This window comes from Cupriavidus sp. 05N38 (genome assembly GCF_056397345.1).
Genome location: NZ_JBFTNF010000031.1, coordinates 38,562 through 51,063, shown reverse-complemented (window position 1 = coordinate 51,063; position 12,502 = coordinate 38,562). Strand labels below are relative to the sequence as shown.

Annotated in this window: 9 protein-coding genes; 5 read left to right on the top strand and 4 right to left on the bottom strand. The window is 65.0% G+C overall.

Annotation, left to right across the window (positions count from 1 at the left end):
- Positions 1 to 43 precede the first annotated feature (43 nt).
- The gene (locus AC1DK4_RS22510) at positions 44 to 1,195 is read right to left on the bottom strand and encodes a lactonase family protein (protein ID WP_441621089.1); all 1,152 of its coding nucleotides are present in this window, start codon (positions 1,193 to 1,195) and stop codon (positions 44 to 46) included.
- 155 nt (positions 1,196 to 1,350) lie between these two features.
- Here AC1DK4_RS22510 and acnA point away from each other — a divergent pair, with 155 nt between their 5' ends.
- Genes acnA through AC1DK4_RS22495 form a run of 3 tightly spaced genes read left to right on the top strand, consistent with a single transcriptional unit; the run spans position 1,351 to position 5,668 of the window.
- The gene (acnA, locus tag AC1DK4_RS22505) at positions 1,351 to 3,987 is read left to right on the top strand and encodes an aconitate hydratase AcnA (protein ID WP_441621030.1); all 2,637 of its coding nucleotides are present in this window, start codon (positions 1,351 to 1,353) and stop codon (positions 3,985 to 3,987) included.
- Positions 3,988 to 4,015: 28 nt separating this feature from the next.
- Positions 4,016 to 4,912, top strand: a complete 897-nt coding sequence (locus tag AC1DK4_RS22500) for a GntR family transcriptional regulator (protein ID WP_441621028.1) — start codon at positions 4,016 to 4,018, stop codon at positions 4,910 to 4,912.
- A gap of 18 nt (positions 4,913 to 4,930) precedes the next feature.
- A complete protein-coding gene (locus AC1DK4_RS22495) occupies positions 4,931 to 5,668 on the top strand; it encodes an ABC transporter substrate-binding protein (RefSeq protein WP_441621026.1) in 738 nt (245 codons plus the stop codon).
- Between the two features lie 142 nt (positions 5,669 to 5,810).
- On the opposite strand, the gene bglX is transcribed toward AC1DK4_RS22495, so the two are convergent.
- On the bottom strand, positions 5,811 to 8,099 hold the full coding sequence (bglX, locus tag AC1DK4_RS22490) for a beta-glucosidase BglX (RefSeq protein ID WP_441643485.1): 2,289 nt from the start codon (positions 8,097 to 8,099) through the stop codon (positions 5,811 to 5,813).
- A gap of 273 nt (positions 8,100 to 8,372) precedes the next feature.
- Here bglX and AC1DK4_RS22485 point away from each other — a divergent pair, with 273 nt between their 5' ends.
- Positions 8,373 to 9,896 carry a glucan biosynthesis protein G gene (locus tag AC1DK4_RS22485; RefSeq protein ID WP_477131787.1) on the top strand — a complete coding sequence of 508 codons (1,524 nt, stop codon included), beginning with the start codon at positions 8,373 to 8,375 and terminating at the stop codon, positions 9,894 to 9,896.
- A gap of 327 nt (positions 9,897 to 10,223) precedes the next feature.
- Positions 10,224 to 10,910, top strand: a complete 687-nt coding sequence (locus tag AC1DK4_RS22480) for an ABC transporter substrate-binding protein (protein WP_441621083.1) — start codon at positions 10,224 to 10,226, stop codon at positions 10,908 to 10,910.
- 174 nt (positions 10,911 to 11,084) lie between these two features.
- On the opposite strand, the gene AC1DK4_RS22475 is transcribed toward AC1DK4_RS22480, so the two are convergent.
- Entirely contained in the window at positions 11,085 to 11,726 is a 642-nt protein-coding gene (locus AC1DK4_RS22475; protein WP_441621024.1) for a DsbA family oxidoreductase, read from the bottom strand.
- Positions 11,727 to 11,912: 186 nt separating this feature from the next.
- Positions 11,913 to 12,413: a winged helix-turn-helix transcriptional regulator gene (locus AC1DK4_RS22470; protein WP_441621022.1), complete on the bottom strand. Its 501-nt coding sequence runs from the start codon at positions 12,411 to 12,413 to the stop codon at positions 11,913 to 11,915.
- Positions 12,414 to 12,502 lie beyond the last annotated feature (89 nt).

Below are 12,502 nucleotides of genomic sequence, written 5' to 3'. Positions count from 1 at the left end.
GTTGGTGACGTTGCTGGAATGCTGTGCGGCCGGGACATGCCGGTTACGCGGAGAAGATCATGCAGACGGGGCTGCCGGATTGCACACTGAACCCTGTTGGCTTGAGCCGGCCACTGGTCTTGTCGATGTGCATGGCGACGATCGAGTCGCTGTCTTCGTTCAGCACGTACATGTAGCGGCCGCCCGGTGCCGATGCGAAGAAACGCGGCGTGCGGCCTTGCGACGCTACTGCATCGACAAAGCGGAGATGACCCGTGGCCTGGTCGATGTGGAAGATGGCGATGCTGTCGTAGCCGCGGTTGGACGCATAGACGAAGCGGCCCGTCGCATCGACTTCGATCTCCGACGCACGGCTGTTGCCCGTGAACGTATCGGGCAAGGTGGACGCGATTTGCAGCGGCTTCAATGCGCCGGTGTTTCCGTCATAGGCGTATGTGGTGACAGTCGAGTCAAGCTCGTTGACGATATAGCCGAAGCGGCCATTGGGGTGGAATGCGATGTGGCGCGGTCCCGCTGTTTCGCGGGATTCGACAAAACCCGGCGCGGCCGGCGAGAGCTTGCCGTCGGCAAAGCGAAAGGTGAAGGTACGGTCCAGCCCCTTGTCGGGCACCACGACAAACTGGCCGCTCGGGTCGAACGGATTGAAGTGCGGCTTGGCCTGCTTCTGCTCAACGCGATGCGGGCCGACCGGGCCGTCGAGCTTCACCAGTTGCGTCATTTCACCGAGCGAGCCGTCGGCTTGCAGCGGCAGGACGGCGAGGCTTGCGCCGATATGGTTCGACACCACCACGTGCTTGCCTGTCGGATCGATCGCGAGGTGAACCGGATTCTTGCCGTGGGTGCTCTGGCGATTGATGAATTCGAGCTTGCCGGTGGCCTTTTCCACCGCGAAGGCGCTGATGTCGCTGAGGTCGCCATGAACCGCGTAAAGACGCTCGCCATTACCGCTCAGGGCCAGGAACGACGGATTGACGAGATCCTTGACGAGCTGCGTCAGTTGCAGCGCCCCCGTCAGCGAATCGATGCGGAAGACGCTGATGCCCTCCCCTCGCGCGTCGCGCTCACGGGTGGTTCTCGATCCTACGTATGCGTACATGTTGTTTCCTTTGGATGTGGTCTGGCTCCCCGGCGCGGCGGCATCCGCGGCGGCATCCGCGGCGCTGGCATACAGGCCAAGGGCTGAAACAGCCGACATGCCGACCGCCCCGCCAAGCAGGCGGCGGCGCTGGGCATTCAGCGCAGGAACAGCTCGGAGCGGGAGGGATTTCAAGGGCTTGTCTCCTGTAGTCCGCGGGTCATTGGGGTTTCCGCTTGATTGCATTTTTACGTAAACATGTGCAATATTCAGTCATGGAAAACACCTACCTCCCCGTCGAAGGCCAGTTTTGCGCTGGTGGCATCACTTATCGCCACATGGATTTGCCGGCGATGCTGGGCGACTCGCTGGCACGGCTACCCGTGGTCTTGCGCCTGTTGCTGGAGAACGTGGCGCGCAACATGGATGGCGAAGAGCGCGCAGATGCCATTTCCGCCATCGTCGCGTGGCTGGACACAGGCACCAGCGAGGCGGAAATCGCCTTCCAGCCGGGCCGGGTCTTGATGCACGACACCACGAGCACCCCAGCCCTGGTCGACATCGCCGCGATGCGGGACGCCCTTGCCGAAGCCGGTGCGGATCCGAACGCGCTCAATCCGGTGCTGCCGGTGGACTCGTCCGTCGATCATTCGCTGGCCGTCGAGGCGTTCGCCCGACCGGACGCGGCAGGTGTGAACCTGCAGATCGAGAGTCAGCGCAATGCCGAGCGCTACAGCTTCCTGCGCTGGGCATCGAAGGCCCTTCGCGGTGTGCGCATTCACCCGCCGGGCACGGGCATCATGCATACGATCAACCTTGAGCAACTCGCCACGGTGGTCGCCACGCAGCAGCGCGAAGGAAACCTCTGGGCGGTGCCCGACACCCTGATCGGTACGGACAGCCATACCCCGATGATCAACGGCATCGGCGTACTGGGCTGGGGGGTGGGCGGACTCGAAGCCCAGACGGTGATGTTCGGCATGCCTGTCATGCAACGAATTCCCGATGTCATTGGCGTGCGACTCACCAATGCCCTGGCACCCGGCGTCCTGTCCACCGACCTTGCGCTGACGGTCACGCAGCGCCTGCGCGCGATCGGCGTGTCGGGCGAATTCGTCGAGTTCTTCGGTCCCGGTGTCGCCACGCTGACGGCCGGAGACCGGTCCGTGGTGGCCAACATGGCGCCAGAGTACGGGGCCACCACCGGCTTCTTCCCGATCGACGACCAGACGCTGGCCTACCTGCGCGCCACGGGGCGCCCCGCGCAAAGCGTGACGCTGGCCGGCGAGTACGCGCGACGCACCGGACTGTGGTTCGACCCGCACGCCACGCCGCGCTACACGCGCGTGATCGAAGTGGACCTGGCCAGCATCGGCATGCATATTGCCGGCCCCCGGCGGCCGCAGGACCTGCTCTCCTATACCGATACCGCCGCGGCATTGGCGCGGTTTCCGTTCGAAGGCAAGCGGCAGGCCGACATGCCCCGCTACCCGGTGGCCATCGCTGCCATCACGAGTTGCACCAACACCTCAGATCCGGCCTTGCTGATGGCCGCCGGCCTGGTGGCGCGCAAGGCGCGCAAGCTGGGTCTGTCGGTGGCGCCCTGGATCAAGACCTCGCTGGCCCCCGGATCGCCCGCCGCGGCTGCCTACCTGGAACGCAGCGGCCTGACCGACGATCTGTCGGCCGTGGGTTTCGACATCGTCGGCTTCGGCTGCACCACCTGCATTGGAAATTCGGGCCCGCTGACGCCCGGGATCCGCGACGTGCTCGCAAATGGATCGGCGTGGCCGGTGGCCATGCTGTCGGGCAACCGCAATTTCCCGGGCCGCATTCATCCCGACCTGAACCTGGGCTTCATCATGTCGCCACCGCTCGTGGTGGCGTTCGCGCTGGCTGGCGACGCCGAGCGCGACCTGAGCCGGGACCCGGTACAAATCGCAGCCGATGGCACCTCCGTATTCCTCAAGGACCTGTGGCCCACGCGGGAGGAGGTGGCGGCCCTGCTGGCAAACGGTACCGACCCTGCCGACTACGGGCGCGCGTTCGCCATGGCGTCGCGTAATCCGGCATGGGCAGCCTTGCCATCGGCCGATGCGCCGCGCTACCCGTGGGACGCACGATCGACGGCATTGCGGCGCCCTCCGTTTGCCGCGCTCGACCAGGGCTCCCAGCTCGGTGACTACGACGCATGGCCGCTGCTGGTGCTCGGTGACGACATCACCACGGACCATATCTCCCCGGCCAGCGCGATCCCGAAAGACAGCTTCGTGGCCGACTTTCTGGTCAGCCGTGGCGATGACCGGAACGACCTGAACGTCTTCGCATCGCGCCGGGGCAACTGGGAAGTCATGATGCGCGCGGCGTTCTACAACAAGACGCTGGTCAACCTGCTGCGACCGGATGCGCCGACCGCGCATACCGTGCACGTGCCCAGCGGCGACGTCCTGCCGATCTTCGAGGTGGCGCAGCGTTACCGTCAGGATGGCGAGTCGGTGGTGCTGATTGCCGGGGAACGTTACGGCACCGGCTCATCGCGCGACTGGGCCGCCAAGGGCCAGCGCCTTTTGGGAATCCGGGCAGTGATTGCGGTAAGCTTCGAGAGAATCCACCGCTCCAACCTGATCGGCATGGGCATCCTGCCGTTGCGCATGCCTTCGGGCGTCGATCCGCAAGCACTGGCAATCCAGCCTGGGGACAAGGTCCATATCGGCGCGCCTGCGCAAGACCTCTCGCCACGCTGCAAGGTGCCGGTCAGCATTGTGCGCCGGGACGGGATGGTGGATGAATTCGAAGCCACCGCTGCCGTGGAAACCCGGCTTGAAGTCGATCTGCTGCGGCGCGGTGGCGTCATCCCATCGATCTTGCACAAGACGCTGGAACAACAGGGGGGTGCCATTGCCACGGCATGATTGCCCCTCCCCCGGCGGCTCGGACATCATGAATCACGACAGATCCATCGCGACGCAGATCGTCGAACTGATCCAGGCGGAGCGGCTGCCTGCCGGCGCTCACCTTCCGGCACAAATGCTGGCCGACAAGCTGCGCGTCTCGCGCTCTCCCGTCAACGAAGCGCTTGCGCTGCTGCACGAGAAAGGCATTCTCACGCGCGAGAAGAACCGGGGATTCTTTCTCGCACAGCCGGTAAGCACGCCGGCTACGGAGCTTGCTTCGCAACTGGGCCTGGCGGAGCCCGACGTCGTCGGTGCCGCCTATTTCCAGATTGCGGAAGACCTGCTGAAAGGCTCACTGCCCACGGAAGTCTCGGAGCAAGCCATCAGGACGCGCTACGGGCTGACCAGCACGCAGCTCAACACGGTATTCAAACGCATCGCACAGGAGGGCTGGGGAGAACGCAAGCCGGGCTACGGCTGGGAGTTCTCCACGATGCTGACCACGCCTGACTCGCTGCTCCAGTCGTACCGGATGCGGCTGGCGCTCGAACCGGCCGCCTTGCTCGAACCTGGCTATCGACTCGATGCGCGCACCATCGAAAGGCTGCGCACGGCAGAACTCCACCTGCTCAACGGCGGCATCGAGACGGACACGGCTGACCAGCTGCATGAGCGTGGCGTCCGCTTTCACGAATCGCTTGTCGAGGCCTCGGGCAACCCGTTCTTCATTGACGCGATCCGGCGCGTCAATCGCGTGCGCCGGCTCCTGTCCTACCGCTCGATGCGTGATCGAGAACGGTATGAGGAGCATGCAAGGCAGCATTTGCACCTGCTGGAGTTGCTGGAGCGGGAACGCAACGTGGAGGCGTCCCAGGCCATGCGCGAACACCTTGACCACACCCTTGCCGCGCTGGCCCGGATCAGCGAAATTCTCGAACCTTAGTTTCACGACTGGAACAACATGACTGCAGACAAGCAACTGCTCGACGCCTTCGCGCCCACCGGGGTATTGCGTGCTTCGATCAATCTCGGCAATCCGATCCTCGCGCACCGTGCTGGCGACGGGAGTGCCGGCGGGGTATCGGTGGACCTGGCGCATGCGCTCGCAGAGCGCCTTGGCGTGCCGCTGGAGCTTGTCGTCGTCGACGCCGCGGGGAAGTCTGTCGATATCGTGTCGAATCAACAGGCCGACGTGGGCTTCTTTGCCATCGATCCGAAGCGCGGCGCCGCCATTGCGTTCACTGCTCCCTATGTCCTGATCGAGGGCTATTACCTCGTGCGCGATGATTCCGAGGTGCGGACCAATGCCGATGTCGACCGCGCCGGCACGCAAGTGGTGGTGGGCAAAGGCAGTGCGTACGACCTGTACCTGACACGTGAACTGCAGCACGCGCAGATTGTGCGCTCGCCAACATCGCCCACCGTGGTCAAGACCTTCCTTGAACAAAACCTCGACGTGGCCGCCGGCGTCAAGCAACAGCTCGAGGCAGACATTGCCGGGCTGTCCGGGTTGCGTCTCCTGGGCGAGCGATTCATGGTGATCCGCCAGGCCATGGGTGTTCCGAAGGCGCGCGGTGAACGAGCCGCCACCTTCCTGGCGGATTTTATCGAAGAGATGAAAGCTTCGGGAATGGTGGCTTCCGCGTTGCGGCACCACGGAATCCAGGGGGCCACGGTCGCACCGGCATCGCCTTCCTGAGGCAAGCGCCGCGAGCGTCCGCTTCGCCGTGCGGATTCAACCGGTTGAATCCACACGCCAGAGCGGACATCCCTCAAGCCCTGCCCTGCGGGAACCGGCGTCCCGCAGGCCCGAAGGCGATCCGCCAAGGCGGACCAGCATGCTACTGGAGCGCGAAGCGCTGTTCCCGCACCGCTTGCGAGTCGAGCCCGATCTGGACATTGAAATCACCCGGCTCGACGACATACTCGAGTGCCGCGTTGAAGAACTTCAGCTTCTCTTCATCGATGGTGAATTGCACCACGCGCTCCTCACCCGCCTTTAGCGCAAGCTTGCGGAAGTCCTTCAACTCCTTCACCGGCCTGACCACGGAGGCCGCGACATCCTGGACATAAAGCTGGACAACTGCCTCGCCGTCGCGCTGCCCGGTGTTCTTCACGGTCACGCTGGCCTCGATCCGGCCATTGCGTGGCATGGTCCGGCTCGACAGCGTGACGTCGGACATGCTGAATTCCGTATAACTCAGGCCGTAGCCGAACGGGTACAGCGGGCCGGACGGCTCCTCGAAATATTGGGAGGTGTAGTTCCTTGGCTTGCCTTGCACGAACGGGCGCCCGATGCGCGGATGGTTGTAGTAGGTCGGAATCTGCCCGAGCGAGCGCGGGAAGGAAATGGGCAGCTTGCCCGCCGGATTGTAGTCGCCGAACAGCACGTCGGCGATGGCGTGGCCGCCCTCGGTGCCGGCGTACCAGGTTTCGAGCAGCGCGTCGGCATTCGCCTTTTCCCAGTTGAGATCCAGCGGGCGGCCGTTCATCAGCACCACCACCAGCGGCTTGCCGGTCGTCCTGAGCGCCTTGAGCAGGATTTCCTGGCTTCCCGGCAACGACAGGCTCGTGCGGCTCGACGCCTCGTGCGACATGCCGCGCGACTCGCCCACCGCCACCACGATCACATCGGCGCTTCGCGCTGCCGCCACGGCCTCGGCAATCATGTCGCCCGGCGAACGCTTGTCCTGCACGATCTCCGGCTTGTCCCAGTTCATGAAGTTCAGGTACCCGACCACCTCGGCGTCGTCGGTCACGTTCGCGCCGCGGGCATAGACCACGCGGCCCTTGTCGCCAACGGCATCGCGCATGCCTTGCAGCAGCGTGACCGATTGCTGGGACTTGCCTGCCGCCGACCAGCTCCCCATGATGTCGATGGGCGCGTCCGCCAGCGGCCCGACGACCGCAACCGTGGCGGTCTTCTTCAGGGGCAGCGTGCCACCGCGGTTCTCGAGCAGCACCAGCGACTTGCGCCCGGCGGCGCGTGCCGCCGCCCGGTGCAGGCGGCTCTCCGCGTCGACGTCCGGCGGGTCCTGTTGCGCGACACCGATGCGCCGGTAAGGGTCCTGGAACAGGCCCATGTCGTACTTGGCGCCTAGCACCTCGCGCACCGCATCGTCGACGTCGCGCATGGCGACTTCGCCCGATTTCACCAGCCCGGGCAGGTACCCCAGGTAGGCCGAGTCGTGCATGCTCATATCGACGCCGGCCTGGATGGCGAGCCTGGCGGCCTCGCGCCCGTCCTTTGCCACGCCATGCAGCGGCAGTTCGTCGATTGCCCCGTGGTCGCTCACCGTGATGCCCTTGAACCCCCAGTTCTTGCGCAACAGGTCCCGCAGCAGCCACCTGTTGGAGGTGGCCGGCACGCCGTTGATCGAGTTCAGCGCAATCATGACTCCGCCGGCGCCGGCGTCGATGCCGGCCCGGTACGGCGGCAGATAGTCCTGGAACATGCGCAGCGGGCTCATGTCGACCGTGTTGTAGTCGCGCCCGCCTTCCACGGCCCCGTATAGCGCGAAGTGCTTGATGACGGCCATCACGCTGTCGGCGTTGGCCGGCGAGGTTCCCTGCAACCCCTTGACGCTGGCCCGGGCGCACAGCGAGACGAGATAGGGATCTTCGCCGAATCCTTCTGAGGTGCGCCCCCAGCGCGGATCCCGCGAAATATCGAGCATCGGCGCAAAGGTCATGTCGAGGCTGTCCGCGCTGGCTTCGATGGCCGAGATACGGGCGGCCTGCTCGACTACCTCCATATCCCAGCTCGACGCGAGGCCCAGGCTGATCGGGAATATGGTGCGGTGCCCGTGCACCACGTCGTACGCAAAGAAGATGGGAATCTTCAGGCGGCTGTGCTTGACCGCCGCGTCCTGCATCGGCCGGTTGTCCTGGCGCCGTACCGAATTGAAGGTGCCGCCAACCCGTCCCGCCGCGATCTCCTTGAGCAACTGGGGCTGCGGCATGTCGTCGCCGATGCTGATGAGGCGCATCTGGCCAATCTTTTCCTCGAGCGTCATCCGGCTCATGAGATCGGCGATCAATGCGTCCTTGTCGCCGCGGGAATCCGATGCGGGACCGGCAAGCGCCGACGAACAGGCCAGGCTGGCCAGCAGGACCAGCGAAGAAAGCATTCTCATCAATAGTTATCCAAGTGTCCACGGGACCATGCGGCGCGACAGGCAGCCACTCCGCGATTGGGGCCTTCCCCCGGTTCCGGAGGTGTGCAAAGCGAAATACGTTATCTTTCTGCACTGTGCCCGCAGTTTACCGCCCCCACGCCAGCGGCTTTCGCCGCACGTGCCGCGGCAGCATGACTTAAGTTGCATTTTCTGGAGATTTTCGTGGTTCTTGCCGCCATCGCCGTGTCGTTACGTACCAGGAAACAAGCCGCCTTGGGCGCGCTCATGGCCGCCTGGGCGCTGCTGTATGGCGCCCAGGCTTGCGCGTTCTCCCTGGAYGACGTGACSCYSCGCGCCAGGACSCTGGYCRACAYGCCATATGCCGCGCCGGTCAGCAACCTGCCGCCCGTGTTCAGCCAGATGCAGTTTGCCGACTACATCAAGATCCAGCCCCGAGCCGACGCGATGGAGTGGAAGGACCAGGGCACGCCGTTCCGCCTGGGCTTCTACCACCAGGGCATGCAGTTCAGCAGCCCGGTTCGCATCAACGAGATCGTCGGCAGCGCGGTCCATGAGATCAAGTACAGCCCGGCGCGGTTCGACTTCAGCGACCTGAAGTTCGACGCGTCCGCAACCGGCAACCTTGGCTATGCCGGCTTCCGGGTGCTGTATCCGATCAACCGCCCCGGCAAGCTCGACGAGATCATGAGCGTGCTGGGCGCGAGCTATTTCCGGGTGCTCGGCAAGAACCAGGTGTACGGCCTGTCCAGCCGTGGCCTGGCCATCGACACCGGGATGCCGGTGGCGGAAGAGTTTCCGGCCTTCCGCGAGTTCTGGATCGCACGGCCCGACCCGCAGGACAAGCACCTGGTGTTCTACGCCCTGCTTGACTCGCAACGCGCCACCGGTGCCTACCGCTTTGACCTCATCCCGGGCGAGGACACGATCCTCAAGGTGCAGGCGCGTATCTTCCTGCGCGGAGCCGTTGCCAAGCTCGGCGTGGCGCCATTGACCAGCATGTTCCTGTTCGGGCCGAACCAGCAACGCGATCCGCACAACTTCCGGCCGGCCCTGCACGACTCCAACGGTCTCGCCATCCACGCGGGCAATGGCGAATGGCTGTGGCGGCCGCTGAACAACCCGCGCAACCTCGCCATCAGCACCTTCCAGGTGACCAATCCAAGGGGCTTCGGGCTGCTCCAGCGCGGGCGCGAGTTTTCCGCGTATGAGGACCTGAAGGACCGCTATGACCTGCGCCCGAGCGCCTGGATCGAACCGCAGGGCAATTGGGGCAAGGGCAAGGTCGAACTCGTGGAAATCCCCTCGCCGGACGAAACCAACGACAACATGGTCGCCTTCTGGACGCCGGACCAGTTGCCGCCCAGGGGCCAGCCGTTGCAGGCCGACTACACGATGCACTGGACCATGAACGAGCGCGCCCTGTTCGACAAGGATCTGGCCTGGGTCAAGCAGACACTGCGCTCGGCAGGAGAAATCACGCAGGCCAACCTGATCCGCCATCTCGATGGCAGCACCGGCCTGGTCGTCGATTTCGAAGGCCCCGTCCTCGCAAACCTTCCCTCCGGCACGCAGGTCGCCGCACAAGTCAGCGTTGGCGACAACGCCGAGCTGCTGGCCAATGTCCTGGAGCCAAACCCCGTCATCAAAGGCTGGCGGCTGAATCTGCGCATCAAGGTCAGGGATCCGAAGAAGGCGGTGGAGATGCGCGCCGCGCTGGTGTCTGGCGCCAGGACGCTGAGCGAGACGTGGAGCTACCAGCTGCCGCCATTTTCGGTCGAGGGGCAATAAGATTGCCGCGGCGCATCGGGGTGGCATGATTGAGATGTCGCCAAAGCTCACGCAAGGGACGAACATGATCAGACGCCGCCTTCCACTCCTCGCTCGCGGGGCGCTGGCCGGATTTCCCCTGGCCTTCGGCGCTTGCGCCACGACAAACCCGGTCGTTCCCGAACCTCGCCAGCAGGCGGGCTTCCGATGAACCGCATCCGACGTTCGATCTGCAGGCTCGGCCCGGCCGCCGCCGCAATGGCCCTGGCCGGGTGCGCCGCCTCCCAGGCCCCGGCGGGCGCCGATTCGCGCACGGGCGCGATCGCCGAACTGGGCGGCAGCGGAACAATGCGCGCGGCCATCAACCTCGGCAATCCGATCCTCGCGAGCCGCGCCGCGAACGGCGAGCTCCAGGGTGTATCGGTAGATCTCGCGCGTGAAGCAGCGCGCCGCCTCGGCCTGGCGCTCGAGCTGGTGCCGTTTGCTTCGGCAGGCAGCGTGGTTGACGCCGTCAAGGCCCGGCAAGTGGACCTCGCGTTCGTTGCGATCGACCCGGTCCGCGCGGCGGATATCGAATACACGGCGCCATACGTGATCATCGAAGGCGCCTACCTTGTGCGCAACGATTCGGCCCTGCAGCGCAACGACGAGGTGGACCACGCGGGAACCCGGGTAGTGGTGGGCCGCGGTAGTGCCTACGATCTGTTCCTCACGCGCGAACTGAAGGCGGCCACGCTGGTGCGCGCGCCGACCTCGCCGGCAGTCACCGACATGTTCCTTGCCCAGCGCCTGGACGTTGCCGCCGGCGTGAAACAGCAGCTTGAGGCGGATGCCCGGCGCGTTGGTGGCGTGCGCTTGCTGCCCGGCCGCTTCATGGTGATCGAGCAGGCCATGGGTGTACCGAAGGGGCGCGGCGCCGCGCGGGCCTGGCTCGGCAGCTTCATCGAAGACATGAAGGCTTCGGGCTTCGTCGCCGATGCGCTGCGACGCCACGGCATCGAGGGCGCCGGCGTGGCACCGCGTGCGGGGGCGTAGATAGAGGCGGGCGCAGAGCGCCATGCGCTATCCCGGCATCGAAGCAGACAATGCACTTGAGGCGGCGGAGCAGACAGAAGACCGGGCCGATCGGGCCGGCGCATTCCGGTCAGCATCCCGCCCGCGGGCAGCCCTGGTGTGGCGAGCCGCCGTTGCGGCGCGGAGATCTCGCGGCTACGCCTCGGCCAGGATCCGCTGGATGGCTTGCTCGAAGGCTTCCACGGGTTGTCCGCCGGTCACCAGGTAGCGGTTGTTGAAAATGACCGAGGGCACCGACTGGATACCCATTGCCTGGTATTCCCGTTCTTCGGCCCGAATCTCATCGGCATAGTCACCGCTCTGCAATATGTGGCGCGCCTGCGCGGCGTCGAGTCCTGCCGATTCCGCCGCTTCGACCAGGACATCGTGGCTGCTTGGATCCTTTCCCTCGCCATGGTAAGCCTGCAGCAGTGCCAGCTTGAGCGGCAACTGCCTGCCCTCCATGCCGGCCCAATGCAGCAGGCGGTGCGCATCGAAGGTGTTGTAGACCCGCGTACGCGGGCCAAAGGCAAAGCCGACGCTGGCGCCACGCTCGCGGATCGTGGCCTGGGTCTCGGCGATCTGGGCCTGCGTGCGCCCATACTTCTTGCCGAGATAGTCGACGATGTCCTCACCGTCCGGCCCCATCTGCGGATTCAGTTCGAAGGGATGCATGACAATCTCGGCGTCGACGGCGTCGCCGAGGCGCGATAGCGCAAGCTGGAGCGAGGACAGGCCGATAGCGCACCATGGGCATGCGATATCCGAGACAAAATCGATTCTGAGCGGTTGTTTCATGGTTTTCCTGGCGGGCGGCGGACATGCTGCGCGACCCGTCCGATATGAAGGCTGGAAGCGCAGAGAGTAGCCCGGATTGCCAATGCTTGCAGGCTCGTGTCGCCGCGCATGCCCGCAGCCGCCGCCGCCGGGGCCGGGGCCGCTAGAGCGTCAAGGACGCTTCGACAGCGCCGGGCGCTGGCGCGATTACTTCAACTTGAAGGCAACGCGCCGGGCTTCGCGTTCCGCCGCGAAATGACGGCCGGTCGAAGCCACGAGATCCTTGCGCTCCACGGGGATGCCGCAGTGCGGACATACGCTGGCCAGGCCGACATCGTGGCCGCATGCGCGATGCACGAAATGCATCGCCACTTCCTCATCCTTGTCCTTGCACCACGTTTCGCCCCACGCCCGTAGCGCGTAGATCACCGGGTAGAACGCCCACCCCTTGTCCGTCAGGCGGTATTCGTGGCGCAACGGCTTTTCGCTGTACGGCTGGCGTTCGACCATGCCATCCGCTTCAAGCGCCTTGAGCCGCGAAGTCAGCATCTGTGGCGTAGCGCCGGTCTGGATCTGAATTTCCTCGAACCGCGTGGCGCCCATGTACAGCTCCCGCAGTACAAGGATCGTCCACCGGTCGCCCGCGACATCTACCGAGCGCGCCACCGGGCATACCGTATCCGCCCTCTCCTGCGTTGCATGTGCCACGACCACCCTCCAACACTAACTATTGATTTCATAGTAACACAGTTCCTGGACTTGCTATCTGCTCCCTGATCGGGCTGCAAGCCTTGTGT

Excerpts from the sequence above, each read along its gene's own strand:
- acnA (WP_441621030.1), top strand. The coding sequence starts at position 1,351 with ATGGAAAACACCTACCTCCCCGTCGAAGGCCAGTTTTGCGCTGGTGGC.
- AC1DK4_RS22500 (WP_441621028.1), top strand. The coding sequence starts at position 4,016 with ATGAATCACGACAGATCCATCGCGACGCAGATCGTCGAACTGATCCAG.
- bglX (WP_441643485.1), bottom strand. The coding sequence starts at position 8,099 with ATGCTTTCTTCGCTGGTCCTGCTGGCCAGCCTGGCCTGTTCGTCGGCG.
- AC1DK4_RS22495 (WP_441621026.1), top strand. The coding sequence starts at position 4,931 with ATGACTGCAGACAAGCAACTGCTCGACGCCTTCGCGCCCACCGGGGTA.
- AC1DK4_RS22475 (WP_441621024.1), bottom strand. The coding sequence starts at position 11,726 with ATGAAACAACCGCTCAGAATCGATTTTGTCTCGGATATCGCATGCCCA.
- AC1DK4_RS22510 (WP_441621089.1), bottom strand. The coding sequence starts at position 1,195 with ATGTCGGCTGTTTCAGCCCTTGGCCTGTATGCCAGCGCCGCGGATGCC.
- AC1DK4_RS22480 (WP_441621083.1), top strand. The coding sequence starts at position 10,224 with ATGCGCGCGGCCATCAACCTCGGCAATCCGATCCTCGCGAGCCGCGCC.